This is a genomic window from Paraburkholderia sp., from assembly GCF_047605525.1.
Taxonomy (GTDB): Bacteria; Pseudomonadota; Gammaproteobacteria; order Burkholderiales; family Burkholderiaceae; genus Paraburkholderia.
The window spans coordinates 126373-140335 of sequence record NZ_JASGFN010000014.1 but is presented as its reverse complement, the minus strand read 5'-3'; the positions used below and the strand labels follow the sequence as shown (position 1 = coordinate 140335).

General features: G+C 64.0%; 13 protein-coding genes and 1 pseudogene. 9 read left to right on the top strand and 5 right to left on the bottom strand.

Going from position 1 to position 13963, the window contains the following annotated elements; translation table 11 throughout:
* Positions 1-41 precede the first annotated feature (41 nt).
* The 6 genes and pseudogenes from QM685_RS20920 (at position 42) to QM685_RS20895 (ending at position 6810) form a co-directional block, all read left to right on the top strand.
* On the top strand, positions 42-908 hold the full coding sequence (locus QM685_RS20920; RefSeq protein WP_415118859.1) for a MerR family transcriptional regulator: 867 nt from the start codon (positions 42-44) through the stop codon (positions 906-908).
* Between the two features lie 210 nt (positions 909-1118).
* Positions 1119-2116, top strand: a pseudogene (locus QM685_RS20915) (sulfonate ABC transporter substrate-binding protein).
* 123 nt (positions 2117-2239) lie between these two features.
* Complete coding sequence (locus QM685_RS20910) at positions 2240-3844, top strand: flavin-containing monooxygenase (protein WP_415118857.1); 1605 nt, start codon at positions 2240-2242, stop codon at positions 3842-3844.
* A 54-nt stretch (positions 3845-3898) separates the two neighbouring features.
* Positions 3899-4807: an SDR family NAD(P)-dependent oxidoreductase gene (locus tag QM685_RS20905; protein ID WP_415118855.1), complete on the top strand. Its 909-nt coding sequence runs from the start codon at positions 3899-3901 to the stop codon at positions 4805-4807.
* 135 nt (positions 4808-4942) lie between these two features.
* On the top strand, positions 4943-5824 hold the full coding sequence (locus QM685_RS20900; protein WP_415118853.1) for a metal-dependent hydrolase: 882 nt from the start codon (positions 4943-4945) through the stop codon (positions 5822-5824).
* Positions 5821-6810, top strand: coding sequence for an alpha/beta fold hydrolase (locus QM685_RS20895; RefSeq protein WP_415118851.1), 990 nt, complete (start codon positions 5821-5823; stop codon positions 6808-6810). The genes QM685_RS20900 and QM685_RS20895 overlap by 4 nt, the downstream gene beginning before the upstream one ends.
* Here the strand turns inward: QM685_RS20895 and QM685_RS20890 are convergent.
* Entirely contained in the window at positions 6785-7339 is a 555-nt protein-coding gene (locus tag QM685_RS20890; RefSeq protein ID WP_415118849.1) for a putative glycolipid-binding domain-containing protein, read from the bottom strand. The genes QM685_RS20895 and QM685_RS20890 overlap by 26 nt on opposite strands.
* A 158-nt stretch (positions 7340-7497) precedes the next feature.
* On the opposite strand from QM685_RS20890, the gene QM685_RS20885 reads away from it, so the two are divergent.
* On the top strand, positions 7498-8457 hold the full coding sequence (locus QM685_RS20885; RefSeq protein ID WP_415118847.1) for an urea transporter: 960 nt from the start codon (positions 7498-7500) through the stop codon (positions 8455-8457).
* 36 nt (positions 8458-8493) lie between these two features.
* Here QM685_RS20885 and QM685_RS20880 read toward each other — a convergent pair whose 3' ends face one another.
* Positions 8494-8979, bottom strand: a complete 486-nt coding sequence (locus QM685_RS20880; RefSeq protein WP_415118846.1) for a hypothetical protein — start codon at positions 8977-8979, stop codon at positions 8494-8496.
* Entirely contained in the window at positions 8976-9515 is a 540-nt protein-coding gene (locus tag QM685_RS20875; RefSeq protein ID WP_415118844.1) for a hypothetical protein, read from the bottom strand. The genes QM685_RS20880 and QM685_RS20875 overlap by 4 nt, the downstream gene beginning before the upstream one ends.
* A gap of 524 nt (positions 9516-10039) precedes the next feature.
* On the opposite strand from QM685_RS20875, the gene QM685_RS20870 reads away from it, so the two are divergent.
* Entirely contained in the window at positions 10040-10816 is a 777-nt protein-coding gene (locus QM685_RS20870) for a class II aldolase/adducin family protein (protein ID WP_415118842.1), read from the top strand.
* On the top strand, positions 10762-11103 hold the full coding sequence (locus QM685_RS20865; protein WP_415118840.1) for a 4-oxalocrotonate tautomerase: 342 nt from the start codon (positions 10762-10764) through the stop codon (positions 11101-11103). Before QM685_RS20870 ends, QM685_RS20865 begins: the two co-directional genes overlap by 55 nt.
* Before the next feature lie 230 nt (positions 11104-11333).
* On the opposite strand, the gene QM685_RS20860 is transcribed toward QM685_RS20865, so the two are convergent.
* Together QM685_RS20860 and QM685_RS20855 are read right to left on the bottom strand one after the other, a co-directional pair.
* Positions 11334-12533 carry a porin gene (locus QM685_RS20860; protein WP_415118838.1) on the bottom strand — a complete coding sequence of 400 codons (1200 nt, stop codon included), beginning with the start codon at positions 12531-12533 and terminating at the stop codon, positions 11334-11336.
* A 76-nt stretch (positions 12534-12609) separates the two neighbouring features.
* Positions 12610-13962 (bottom strand): TRAP transporter large permease, encoded by a 1353-nt coding sequence (locus QM685_RS20855; protein ID WP_415118836.1) that lies wholly within the window; start codon positions 13960-13962, stop codon positions 12610-12612.
* Position 13963 lies beyond the last annotated feature (1 nt).

Genomic DNA, 13963 nt, shown 5'->3' with positions numbered 1-13963 from the left:
CGCGCTGGCGACACGCGACGGCGCCGCGTTAGAATCCGTGCATGCCGAACATGCCGCCTTCCGCCCCGTCCGCGTCCACCGGTTCCAGCCATCCGGCCAGCGCCGCGCCGCGCAACGAATACACCGTCGACGAACTCGCGCGCGTTACCGATACCACGGTGCGCAACGTGCGCGCGTATCAGGACCGCGGGCTGCTCGCGCCGCCGGAAAAGCGCGGCCGGGTCGGCGTATACGACGACACGCACGTGTCGCGTCTGAAGCTGATCAATCATCTGCTCGCGCGCGGCTACACGCTCGCGAACATCCAGGACCTCATCAAGGCGGTCGACGAAGGCCACGACCTGCGCTCGATCCTCGGGCTCGAAACCGCGATCGGCGGACGCTGGTCGCGCGAGCGGCCACGCAGGTACTCGCTCGTCGAACTGCTGCGGATGTTCGGCGACAAGGCCTCGCCGGGCGCGCTCGCGAAAGCGGTCGAGCTCGGTTTGCTCGAGCGCGACGGGCTGTCGTTCGTGTCGGGCAATCCCACCGCGATCGCCGCCGGCGCGACGATGGCGAAAGAAGGCATCCCGCTCGCCGATCTGCTCGACGCGGTGAGCATCGCGCGACCGCATTTCAACGCGGTCGCGAAGGCGCTCGTCGATCTCGTGGTGCGTCAGCTCGACCGCTACGAAGCCGACGCGCTGCCGCCACCCGCCGACGTACCCGCGCTCGTCGATGCGATCTGGCGCTTGCGGCCGCTCGCGAGCGTGCTCGTCGAAGGCGAGATGAACCGCGCGCTCGAGGAAGCGTCCGGCGATTATCTCGGCGACCGCGTCGCGGCCATCATGGAGAAGAAGCTCGGCCACGCGGCGGAAGATCAGGCGGTGAAGCGCGCGGCGACGAAGAAAGGCAAAACGAAGAAATAAGCTACATGCCCCACTCCACTCGCGACGGCGCGAGCCTTTGCTCCGCTGCCACCACGCGGTTCGCATGCGCGTCATATCCAAAGCTGCATTGCTTCGTTTGAACGACTCGGCCTCCATGCGACGATCGTCGGATGTCGCCGCAATGCGTTTCCGGCAACGCTCCGGACACGCAACGCGCGCCTGTCAATCGACCGCAATGGAGCTCGCCGCATGGCCCGCCATACCCGTTTCACGCTACACGTCGCCGCCGTGCTGCTCGCGGCTCTCACCGCCTCGAGCGCCGCCGCGCAGAACCACGACACGAATGACGGCAACGCCAAAGTACTGCGCATCGGCTACCAGAAGTCCGGCCTGCTCGCGATACTCAAGGCACAAGGCTCGCTCGACGCCAGGCTCAAACCGCTCGGCTACAGCATCAAGTGGTTCGAATTCCCGGCCGGTCCTCAACTGCTCGAAGCGTTGAACGCGAACAGCATCGATTTCGGCTATACGGGCGCGCCGCCCGCGATATTCGCGCAGGCGGGCGGGGTGCGGTTCGTCTATGTCGGCGCGGAGCCTTCGGGACCTCACGCGGAAGCGATCCTCGTCAGAAGCGATTCGCCGCTGCGCAACGTGACCGATCTCAAGGGCAAACGCGTCGCGTTGCAGAAGGGCTCGAGCTCGAACTATCTGCTGCTCGCGGCACTGAAGCAAGCGGGCCTGCGATACGAGGACGTGCATGCCGTGTACCTCGCGCCGGCCGATGCACGCGCCGCGTTCGAAAGCGGCAGCGTCGATGCGTGGGTGATCTGGGATCCGTACTACGCGGCCGCGCAGCAATCGCTGAAGGCGCGCACGCTGGTCGACTATGCAAAGCTCGACAGCCCGTACAACTTCTACGAAGCAACCCGCGACTTCGCGCAGCAGCATCCCGATGTGATCGGCGCGATTCTCGGCCAGTTGCGCGGCACGGGCCTGTGGGTCAATGCGCATCCGGTGGAAACGGCCGCGCTGATCGCGCCGCAGGTCGGCCTCGACCAGCAGATCGTCGAGACCTGGGTGCGCCGCTATCCATACGGCACGAGCGCGGTGAACAGCGAGATTGTGCGCTCGCAGCAACGCGTCGCCGATGCGTTCTACGGCGCGCGGCTGATTCCGCGCCAAAACTCGCCGTGGCCGACAACGTCTGGCAAAGCCCGGTCGTCGCAGCGGCGCTGGCCGCGCATTGACGGGCCGGCAACGCCCATCCTAGAGCCGGGAGTCTAACCGCCGCCTTGCATCCTTCGTTTCCAGCCTCTATTGTTACATCATTCAATGTAACAGTTAAGAGCGTAAATAAGGAGACGGATCGGATGAACGCCCGCCAGATGCCCCACGACGCCGCGCCTTCGGATATCGATATCGCGATCATCGGCTCCGGTTTTGCGGGCCTCGGCATGGCGATCCGCCTGCGCCAGGCCGGCATCACCGACTTCGTCATCGCCGAGAAAGCCGCTTCGGTCGGTGGCACCTGGCGTGACAACCACTACCCCGGCTGCGCGTGCGACGTCCAATCGCACGTCTATTCGTTTTCGTTCGCACCGAATCCGCGCTGGAGCCGCATGTTCGCGCGCCAGCCGGAAATTCGCGCGTACCTCGAGGACTGCGCGCGGCGCTTCGACATCGGGCGGCATCTGCGCTTCGGTCATGAACTCGCGAGCGCGGTCTACGACGAAGCGCGCCACCGCTGGCAACTGAGCTTCGCGAACGGCCAGCGCTGGTCGGCGCGCGTGCTGATCTCGGGCATGGGCGGTCTGTCGCGCGCGGCGCTGCCCGACATTCCCGGCATCGAAAACTTCCAGGGCAACGCGTTTCATTCACAGCACTGGGATCACGACTATCCGCTCGAAGGCAAACGCGTCGCCGTGATCGGCACCGGTGCGAGCGCGATCCAGTTCGTGCCGCAAATCCAGCCGCGCGTCGCGCATCTCGATCTGTTTCAGCGCACGCCGCCGTGGATCATGCCGAAGGCCGACCGGCCGGTGAAGCCGTTCGAGCAGTGGCTGTTCAAACGTCTGCCGTTCACGCAGAAGATCATGCGTTCGGCGCTTTACTGCATGCTCGAATCGCGCGCGGTCGGCTTCGCGGTGCATCCGTCGCTGATGAAGACCGCGCAAAAGGTCGCCGAGCGTCATCTGCGCCGCCAGGTGCCCGATCCGCAACTGCGCGCGACGCTCACGCCGGACTACACGATGGGCTGCAAGCGCATCCTGATTTCGAACGACTATTTCCCCGCCGTCTCGCAAGCGAACGTGTCGGTGAAAACCACCGGCATCGCGCGTATCGAGGCCGACGCGGTCGTCACGGCCGACGGCGTGCGTCATCCGGCCGACTGCCTGATCTTCGGCACCGGCTTTCAGGTCGCCGATCCGTTTGCGCCCGGCGTCGTGCGCGGACGCGGCGGCATCGATATCGTCGACACATGGCGCGACGGCGCGCACGCGTACCTCGGCACGACATTGCCCGGCTACCCGAATTTTTTCATGATCGTCGGACCGAACACCGGCCTCGGCCATAACTCGATGGTGTTCATGATCGAGTCGCAGGTCGAATACATCCTGCAGGCGCTGCGGACGATGGAGACCGAACGCGCCGCCGCGATCGAAGTGCGCCCGCAGGTCGAGCGTGCTTACAACGAGCGGATCCAGCGGCAGCTCGATCGCGCGATCTGGTCGACGGGCGGCTGCAGAAGCTGGTATCTCGACCCGAAGAGCGGCAGGAACACGACGCTATGGCCGGGCTTCGCGTACCGGTTCCGGCAGGTCACGCGCACGTTCCGCATCGGCGATTACTTCGCGTATTCGCCCGCCTCGCAGACGGACGAATATGCGGACCATCCGGCCGGCGCGGCGGCACACCCCGCGCAACCCGCGCACGCGCGCGGCAACGCCGCGGTCGCGTCGGCCGAGGCGACCTGAGCACATAGCTGGGCCCATCACAACGACAGCGCATCGATCAGGGAAGACAAACCGATGAAGAACTTTACCGACAGAGTGGCCGCGATCACCGGCGCGGGCTCGGGCATGGGCCGCTCGCTCGCGATCCAGCTCGCGCGCGAGGGCTGCCATCTCGCGCTCGCCGACCGCAACGCGGCGAGCCTCGCCGAGACCGCGCAGCTCGCGCGGACCGCCGCGCCGCAGGTGGTCGGCGCGCCGCTGCGCATCACGACACGCGTACTCGACGTCGCCGACCGCACCGCGATGTTCGACTGGGCCGCCGCGACGGCGCTCGAGCACGAGCGCGTCAATCTCGTGTTCAACAACGCGGGCGTCGCGCTGTCGAGCACGATCGACGGCATGGAATACGCCGATCTCGAATGGATCGTCGGCATCAACTTCTGGGGCGTGGTGCACGGCACGAAAGCGTTTCTGCCGTATCTGAAGGCGTCCGGCGCGGGACATATCGTCAATACGTCGAGCGTATTCGGCCTGTTCGCGCAACCCGGCATGAGCGGTTACAACGCGACCAAATTCGCGGTGCGCGGCTTCACCGAAGCGTTGCGCCAGGAACTCGATCTGATGCAATGCGGCGTTTCGGCGACCTGCGTGCATCCGGGCGGCATCCGCACCAACATCGCGCAGGCGAGCCGGATTTCGCCGAACATGGTCGGCTTCATGGTCGAGAACGAACAGCAAGGCAAGGACGACTTCGAGAAGTTCTTCATCACCAGCGCCGACGAAGCCGCGCGCGTGATTCTCGACGGCGTGCGCAGGAACGAACGGCGTGTGCTGATCGGGCGCGACGCGCGCGCCGCGGACTGGCTCGCGCGCACATTGCCGGCCGCGTATCAGGCACTCGTCGTGATGCAGACGCGCCGGCTCAAACGCGCCGCCGCAAAGCGCGCGCGCCGCGCCGCGCAGATCGACGGCAAGCGCGCGTGACGAACATGCAATGAGCACGCCACGCCGGATACGACACGCCGCGCGAAACCCTCGATACCGCGCATTACACCGAACGCAACGCCGGGCACGACACCAGGCACTTCATCGTGCCCGCAGAACACAGGGAGAAAGGCCATGATGCCAGTTCGCCGCGACCTACGTTTCAACCTGCCGCCGGAGCGCGCGTGCGACTGGCACGCGCAAGGCCCGCACGTCACGCACTTCTTCAATGCGCTGTCGCTGCTGTTCCCGGCCGGCGAACGGTTCTTCATGGATTCGGTGCGCAACTATCGCGACCGGATCGACGACCCCGAGCTGAAGAAACAGGTGCTCGGCTTCATCGGTCAGGAAGCGATGCATACGCGCGAGCACGTCGAATACAACCATCTGCTGCAGCAGGCGGGGTTGCCCGCGCACAAGCTCGACAGGCGGCTGTGGACGATGCTGAACTTCTTCCGCAAGGTGCTGCCGCAGTCGTATCAGCTTGCGATCACGGTCTGTCTCGAACACTACACGGCGATGCTCGCCGGTCTGCTGCTCGAGGACTCGACGCGCATCGGCGGTTCGGTCGAAGGCTATACGCAGATGTGGACCTGGCACGCGCTCGAGGAAACCGAGCACAAGTCCGTTTCGTACGACGTGTGGAACACGGTGCTCAAGCCCGGCCCCGGCCGCTATCTGCTGCGCGCCGGCACGATGCTCTCCACGACCGTGCTGTTCTGGCTGATCGTATTCGACTACAACGTGCGGCTCATCATCGCCGATCGCAAACGCGGCGGTCATCTGCGTGGCATGTGGCGGCTCACGAAATATCTGTACGGTCCGCGCCACGGCGTGTTTCCGCGCATCGCCGGCGAATGGCTGAGCTTTTTCCGGCCGGGCTTTCATCCGTGGGATCACGACAATCGCGCGCAACTCGCGCGCATCGACGGCCTCGTCGCCGCGGTCGACGCCGCCAGCACGGCCGAGCCGCATACGCGCGGCGCAACGCGACGCGACGTGCGGGCGGCGGCTTGATACGCGAGACGCTGTCGGTCGATGCCGGCGACGTGCGGCTCGCGGTCTACGTCAGCGGACCGCGCGGCGCAACGCCGATCGTGCTCGTGCACGGCTACCCCGATTCCGCGGCGGTGTGGGAACCGGTGCGCGCGCAACTGGACACACGCTATCGCGTGATCGCATACGACGTACGCGGCGCGGGCGCCTCGGATGCACCGGCCACGCGCGCCGCGTACCGGCTCGAACGCCTGGCCGCCGATCTCGCCGCGGTCGCGGCCGCGACCTGCGGCGCGCAGCCGTTTCATCTCGTCGGACACGACTGGGGTTCGATTCAAAGCTGGGAAGCAGTCACCGATCCCGCGTTCAAAGGCCGTATTGCGTCATACACGTCGATCTCCGGACCTTGTCTCGATCATGCGTCGATCGATTTGCGTGGGGGCGCGGCTGCCCACGCCAAGGAGCGGAAAACGCAGCGTCCCGAACGTCCATTCGGCAGCGGCGTTCGGCAAACGCTGAAGTCCTGGTACATCCTCTTCTTCCATCTGCCGTGGCTGCCGGAACTGGTGTGGCGCGCGGGCGGCGCGCGCATGTGGCCGCTGTGGCTGCGCGTGACCGAGCGCGTGCGAGCCGGGCGCGATCCCGCGCAACGGCGCAACACGATCAACGGGCTCAATCTCTATCGCGCGAATTTCATCGACAGACTGCTGCGGCCCCGCGCGCGTCACGCGCATGCGCCGGTGCAATTCATCGTGCCGCTGCGCGACCGCTATGTGGGGCCGGCGCTGTCGCTCGGACTCGAAGGCTGGCTCGGCGCGTACGAACGCATCGAGATCGATGCGGGCCACTGGGTCGTATTGCGCGACCCCGGGCGGATCGCGCTGCAGATCGCGCGTTTTATCGACGCGCATCGCGTGAATGAAACGGAGCGGCACGCGCCGGCCCAGGCGCCGCATCCGGCAGCCGGGGCCGGCACGGCGTCTAACGCGCGCGCGGCAAGCGCGTAAACAACGTCGGATAGTCGATTACGAGGCCATCGCCGTCTATCGTCATGTCCGCCGTGAAGTCGCGGAAAATGCCCTCGTAGCGGTACTCGCGATTCAACTCGATGCACGTGTACGCCTGCTCGACACGCGTAACCTGTAAGTCCGGTGTCGAGATATACGCGACCGCGATCGGCCGGCGCTCGCCTTCGGCCAGTTGCAGCCGGCGGATCGGCAACGTGTTGGTAAACGGTGTCGCGGCGATATCGATGTCGATACAGCCTTCGATCGCGCTCAGCATGAGACCGTGACCATCGTGCCAACGGCCCGCGCCGTCGCCATGCAACTCCAGCTCGCCGCCGCCGACGATCTTCAGCCACGCATGGCGCGTGCGCCATTGCGCGTCGCAGCGCACCGTGTAATGCAGTCCATACGCTTTGCCGTAGCGCTGTCCGACAACGACGCTCTCGACCGCGAAGCCGTCGTCGCGCGCATCGAACGCCAGATGCTCGATGCCGTCGCCCTCTTCCGAAGCCCATCGTAGTTCACGCATCGGCTGCTCCTCGCAAAACGGCGCGGCGCGCGCCGGGTTGTCTATCGTAGCGCGAAAGCGCGCGGGCACGGCGCATCCGGCCCAGGCGCGCACGGACGACAAATAGCCACTATCAACGCCGACGATGCCTCGCGCGACGTCGCTGGATTATGCTCGCGATGTGTGATGATCCGGAATCCAACTCCGCTGCCGCCGCCGTGACCGACGCGCAACCCAACCCGCTCAGTACCCTGCTTCGTACGCTGATCCGTACGCTGCTGCGCAGCCTCGGCCAGGTCGTACTGCAACCGAACGCCTTCACCGGCGCATGCCTGCTCGCCGCCTGGCTGCTGAGCGGGCCGCGGCTCGCTTGCGCCGCGCTGATCGGCGCGATCGCGGCCAACGTGAACGCGGCGCTCGCCGGTTGTCCCGAGGCCGAAGCACATGCCGGCCTGCATGGATTCAACGGTGCGCTCGCGGGCCTCGTCGCGTTCATTTTCATTGCCGATCCGCTGACTGCGTCGGCTGTGTCGATTGCCGCCGCAAGCGGTACCGCGTGGCTGCTGCGGCCGTGGTCGCGCTGGCTGCGCAGGCGTGGCCTGAGCGCCTTTTCGAGCCCGTTCCTGATCGTCACGTGGCTGTGGTTGCCGCTGGTCGCAAGTCGTTCCCCGACCCTGGGTTCAATGCCGTTTCATCCGCCCGATGCCGTGCGTTTCGGCAGCGGCGTGCTCGCCGGCCTCGCGCAAGCCGGCTTTGCGTCCGGCGTGCCGGCGGGTTTGCTCGTTCTGCTCGGGATTGCCGCTGCTTCGCGCAAACAGGCGCTGTACGGACTTGTCGGCGCGGGACTCGCAAGCGCCGCGCATCTGTTGCTCGGCGCAACCGCTGGTTCGCTCGACGCCGGTCAACTGGGATTCAACGGTGCACTCACCGCGCTCGCGCTGGCCGGCGTCGGCTTCGCTCCGGCACTTGGCGGCATCGCAATATCGGTGCTGCTACAAGCGGTCGCCGTGCACTTCGGCTGGCCGGCGATGACCGCGCCGTTCGTACTCGCCGCGTGGAGCATCCAATGGTGGCAACGCCGCATCGCGCGCGAGCCGGCGAGGCAGGCGAGCAATGCACAACGTGTTACCACGAACTGACCTGCCCGATAAGGCAATGTTGCTTCTGGCACGCGGTCACGACAAGGACCAGGGATCAACCTTGCCACCCTCGATCACGAAGTGCTTCGCATCGGGATTCGAGGGAAATAGGCGCCAGTCCTCATCATCGGGTATCGCATCCGCAAGAATTACCAGTCGGATCTCTCTGGCCAGCGAAATAACAGCATCACCGTTCTCACCCGCCTCGATATCCAAAACAGCCGTTGGGCCATGTGTCACGAGGAGATTGCGGATTCGTTGTGTTGTCACTCTCGTACTCTCTTCAGATGCCGCGAAGTCCGAGTAAGACGCAACGATCGCGTGTCCCTGCTCGATGCGCCAGTCACACTGAATATGCAGCGCCCAATCGCCCAGATACTTGATAGTGCCTCTGCTGGTCCTTACCTCCCGAAGCGGTCCGAACTGTAACGTAAGCATGTCAGCTGCGTGCGCCACTCCGCTAACGTCAAGGCCGATCAAGGCGGAAAGGTGACGTCCTACCTGCTCTTTCGTATCGGTCATTTCAATTTGTCTCCAAACAGGTCCAGGGCGCGCTCCATCATGCCGTGATACTCAAGATAGTCCTCCTGGATATCGTAATGAAGGCGGCGAGCTTGATCTTTGTTCAGTCCAAGTGCTTTGACTACTGCCTTAAATTGCTTGTTCTGCGCCTGATTGTTACCAGGCCGGCCATCGGCGCCGGCGAGCTGCATAGCGTCGCCATCCGGCATGCCGGGCTGATAGACAAACGGCGGTGCATTGTCGAGATTCTGCGGTACGCGCGGGCTCCTGCCATAGAGCGAACTTGCCATGCTCGCGTCGTCCGCCTGTTGTGCGCTCCCGCGACAATTGCATGCCCATGAGTAACCCAAGGCTTCGGCCATTTCGTAACCGGTTGAATACGACCGAAGCTTATCCTGCGGAAAGAATGCGCCGGTTTCGACGTTCAGCGCCATTACGGATGGCGTTGGCGGGAGCCTGGAGAACATTGAATATGTCACGCGGCAAAGCAGGCATTCTGCCTCGCCCCGGGTGCCGTTCTGTTTCTGTTGCTCCATTTGACCTCTTCTAATTTCCCAGAAAACACCCGACGAATTAACCATCCAAAGGATCCACGGTCAACAGCTTTAAATTGCGATAGAACCTTTCTGACAAATATTGACAATAATTCCCGGTATCTCATTTTCAGGCGCATTCTTCCGGTATAGCGTCTCAGCAAAAAAGGCGACATTGAGCCGCCATTTCCGTAAGTGATCGAGGCCGGTCAGTGCTTCGTTGAGGAAGCGTTCATAGCCTCCAGTTTGTCGCTCACGCCTTGAGCAGCGTCCAGCGAGAAGCGTTACCGCGTCCGCCGGTGCCAGTTGACGGTTGGGAAGCCCCTTTGGGGTCGAGCACAAGTACGAGCGTCGGCATTGGTTCCGGCGTGCTGACCGTCCGCATCGCGGCGAGCAACGCACAACGCGTCACCACGAACTGACCTTCGTGCGGTAGCATCGCAAGCCGGCTCGCGCAAGGCGCGGCCTTTCGCGGGCTCGACAGCTCAAGCACCAACGCCGGCCGACCGCTTTGCATGGAGGCAGACATGTCGTTCACTCATTCACCCGCCGGCCGCATCGCCGAATCCGGCCCGCGATCGGAAGCGGAACAGCAGACCCGCATCGACCTTGCCGCCGCCTACCGGCTCGCCGCGCTCAACGGCTGGGACGATCTGATCTACACGCATATCTCGGCGAGCGTGCCCAGCGAACCGGGCCACTTCCTGATCAATCCGTTCGGCCTCGCATTCGATGAGGTGTGCGCGTCGAATCTCGTGAAGATCGATATCGCCGGCAATATCGTCGGCGCCAGTGAGCATCCGGTGAACGCGACCGGCTTCGCACTGCACGCAGCCGTGCATGCGGCGCGCACCGACGCGTTCTGCGTGATGCATCTGCATAACACCGCAGGCGTGGCCGTATCCGCACAACCGGCCGGTTTGCTGCCGGCGTCGCAGCACGCGCTGCGCTTTTACGGCCAGCTCGCCTATCACGACTACGAAGGCCTTGCGTTCACGCCGGCCGAGGGCGAGCGCCTCGTCGCGCATCTCGCCGGCAAACCGGCGATGCTGTTGCGCAATCACGGTACGCTGACGGTCGGCCGCACGGTCGCCGAAGCTTATGTCCTGATGGCGACGCTGCTGACGGCCTGCGAAATCCAGTTGCAGGCGCAAGCCTGCGGCACGCCGCTGGTGACGCCAAACGACACGATCGCCGCACGCACGGCGGAGCAGCTCTACGACGGCGGTGCGATCGAAGGCGCGCTCGAATGGCCGGCGCTGCTGCGCAAGCTCGACCGGCTCGACCGCGGCTATCGCGAGTGAATTTGCGCTCGAATTTGCGCGAGCATCCGCAAACGAGCTGGCGACGGTGCCCGAATTCGCTTTACTTCATCCTCAACAGTATTTCCCCACGGAGTCATGCCATGCCCACGTTTCATATCGAACTCTTCGAAGGCCGCACGCTGGAACAGAAACGCCAGTTCGTCGAAGCCATCACCAGGGCGACCTGCGAATCGCTCGGCGTCGAACCGAATTCGGTCGACATCATCCTCACCGACGTGAAGCGCGAAAACTGGGCAACGGGTGGACGTTTGTGGTCGGAAGCGTGATTCGCCTGAATGCGATCGCATCGTGTCGACATCAGGTTGAGATCACATCGATGTCGCATTGATACAACAGGAATGGGCACCAGGAAGACCCGGCACTCGCGATGCATGACGGCCATCGCACGCCGCAAAAAAAGCTGCGCGCTTTAAGCACGCAGCTACATGAAGGGCAACGCGTATTCTCAACGCGTTGCCGTGGCGGCAAAACAACGCCGCCTCTTTCACCTAAGTATTTAGAACTTGTGGATGATGCCCACGCCGACAGCAACCATGCTGCGCGACGACGACGGCGAGCTGTTCTGGCCGTCACCGATATCCGCCGTTGCGTTGATGATCGACTTGCCGTTCGTGCCCAGCGTCTGACCGCTGGCACGCTGATACGCTTCCAGCGCGTACAGGCCGGTGCGCTTCGACAGCGTGTAGTACTGCGAGAGGTTGACCTGGTTGTAGGTAGCCGCGCTCGTGATGCCGTTCGACTGCGTCGCACGGGTGTAGCTATAGCCGGCGGCCAGGTCCAGCACCGAGATCGGCTTCCAGTGCAGCACCGCGCCGCCCGTGTTCCAGATCTGCGTGCCCTGGAACAGCGACGCCGTGCCCGCCGCGTATTGCACGTTCGAGTACGCGAACGAGACGTCCCACTGCGAGTTGAACGCGTAGCCGCCCGTCACCGCAATGCGCTGCTGCTTCGCCGCCGACTGGAAACCGTTGTTGATACCCGACACGCCCGGCTGTGCGCCGTTGTTCGACATCGTCGAGTTCGCACCCCACGCGCCGCCGTTCGAGTTGCCGTTGTCGATGCGCTGGATACCTGCCGCGATACCGAACGGGCCGGCGATGTACTGTGCCGCCGCGCTCCAGGTCTGGCCGGCGCTGAAGCTGCCCGGCGTGCCGCCCAGCGAGTACGAACCGCTGACCGTCAGGCCGTGGAAGTTCGGCGACGTATAGACCAGCGAGTTGTTCGCGCGGTACAGCGTATCCAGCGAGTCGATATCGCCCGGGTGCGCGCCGTATGCACCGGTCAGCCACGTGGTCGGGCTGTACGGCGAGAGCAGCGTGTAGTACGACGTGTATTGGCGACCAGCCGTCAGGGTACCGAACGTGCTATTCGTCATACCGACCCACGCCTGACGGTTGAACGCCAGACCCGACACGCCTTGCGCGCCGGTTGCGCTGTTGAAGCCCTGCTCCAACTGGAAGATCGCCTTCGTGCCGCCGCCCAGATCTTCGGCGCCCTTCAGGCCGAAACGGCTACCCGCCCAAATGCCGTTGATCATCTTGACTTGCGAGTGGCCACCCGAATTCGAGCCCAGTGCCGCCGAGCTGCTTTGATAACCGAACCCCGTATCGACAATACCGTACAACGTCACGCTGCTTTGTGCATGCGCGCCCAGGGCGACCAACCCCAAGGCCGAAGTTACGAGTGCCTTTTTCATTTCTACTCCTCTGTTAAAAACTTTCTATACGCGGCCTTTGCAAGCGCCGCTGAGTGTGGAAGATAATTTTTCTGGATCAGAACACCGGGTGGCCGTTAATCACGCTTGGCAACCAGGTCGAAAACCACGGGACGTAAGTCACGATGTTGATCGCGCTGAAGATAGCGAGGTAATACGGCCACGCCACCTTGGTAGTTTCACCAATCGACACATTGCCGATCGCGCAACCAATGAACTGCACCGAGCCGATCGGCGGATGCACGAGACCCAGTGCGCAATTCAACAGGATCATGATGCCGAACTGCACCGGGCCTACGCCGTTGTGCATGGCCATCGGCAGGAACAGCGGCGTCGTGATCAGGATGTGCGCCGCCATGTCGACGAACGTACCGAGGAAAACCTGAATCACGTTGATGTACAGCAGCATCAGCCACGGCAGGCTCGTCGCGCCGTCGAGCATGCGTTCGATCGCATCCGGAATCTCCAGATACGCCATCTGGAAGCGCAGCATGTTCGACACGCCGATCAGCAGCAGCACGACGCCCGTGGTCTTCGCGGCCTTGCCGAGTGCATGGACGAGTTTGCTCAGCGTCATCGAGCGATACACGACGATGGTCAGGATGAGCGAGTACCCCACCGCGATCGCCGCGGCTTCCGTCGCGGTGGCAATACCGCGCGCCACGCAGAACAGAATGATGGCGATCACCATCAGACCCGGCACCGCGCCGATGAACGTGCGCAACACCGCCATCCAGCCCGGGAATTTCTGCAGTTCGGTCGAACCGTCCGGACGGCGCGGATAGCCGTACTTGACGGCCTGCCAGTATGCGGCGATCAGCACGAGGCCCATCACCCACAGCACCGGCAGCAGACCCGAGAACAGCAGATCGCCGATCGACACGCCGCTCATCTGCTGCCCGTGCAGCACGCCGCTCACGCCTTGCGCCGCGAACGCATAGATGATCATGTTGGTCGAAGTCGGCATCAGCGCGCCGGCGAGCGACGAGTGCGTCGTCACGTTGACCGCGTAGGCCGCGCTGTAGCCTTCGCGCTTCATCATCGGAATGACCACGCCGCCCATCGCCGACGTATCCGCGGTCGGCGAACCCGACACGCCGCCGAACAGCGTGCAGGCGACCACGTTGGCCATGCCGAGGCCACCGCGGAAATGGCCGACGGTCGCCTGTGCGAAACGCAGGATGCGGTCGGCGATACCGCCGTGGAGCATCAGTTCGCCCGAGAAGATGAAGAACGGCACCGCGAGGAACGAGAACGCGTTCATGCCCGAGATCATCGCCTGCATCGCGGTCGCGGTCGGCAGGCCTTCGTACAGGTACGTCAGAACGCAGGACAACCCGAGTGCGAACGAAACCGGAACCCCGAGAAAGAGGAAAACCAGAAAACTGACTGTGAGAAGCGCAAGTTCCATG

Coding starts and splice junctions, on each gene's coding strand:
- QM685_RS20860 (WP_415118838.1), bottom strand. CDS start 12,533: ATGAAAAAGGCACTCGTAACTTCGGCCTTGGGGTTGGTCGCCCTGGGC.
- QM685_RS20920 (WP_415118859.1), top strand. CDS start 42: ATGCCGAACATGCCGCCTTCCGCCCCGTCCGCGTCCACCGGTTCCAGC.
- QM685_RS20890 (WP_415118849.1), bottom strand. CDS start 7,339: ATGCGTGAACTACGATGGGCTTCGGAAGAGGGCGACGGCATCGAGCAT.
- QM685_RS20875 (WP_415118844.1), bottom strand. CDS start 9,515: ATGGAGCAACAGAAACAGAACGGCACCCGGGGCGAGGCAGAATGCCTG.
- QM685_RS20905 (WP_415118855.1), top strand. CDS start 3,899: ATGAAGAACTTTACCGACAGAGTGGCCGCGATCACCGGCGCGGGCTCG.
- QM685_RS20910 (WP_415118857.1), top strand. CDS start 2,240: ATGAACGCCCGCCAGATGCCCCACGACGCCGCGCCTTCGGATATCGAT.
- QM685_RS20885 (WP_415118847.1), top strand. CDS start 7,498: ATGTGTGATGATCCGGAATCCAACTCCGCTGCCGCCGCCGTGACCGAC.
- QM685_RS20880 (WP_415118846.1), bottom strand. CDS start 8,979: ATGACCGATACGAAAGAGCAGGTAGGACGTCACCTTTCCGCCTTGATC.
- QM685_RS20865 (WP_415118840.1), top strand. CDS start 10,762: ATGGCCGGCGCTGCTGCGCAAGCTCGACCGGCTCGACCGCGGCTATCG.
- QM685_RS20855 (WP_415118836.1), bottom strand. CDS start 13,962: ATGGAACTTGCGCTTCTCACAGTCAGTTTTCTGGTTTTCCTCTTTCTC.
- QM685_RS20870 (WP_415118842.1), top strand. CDS start 10,040: ATGTCGTTCACTCATTCACCCGCCGGCCGCATCGCCGAATCCGGCCCG.
- QM685_RS20900 (WP_415118853.1), top strand. CDS start 4,943: ATGATGCCAGTTCGCCGCGACCTACGTTTCAACCTGCCGCCGGAGCGC.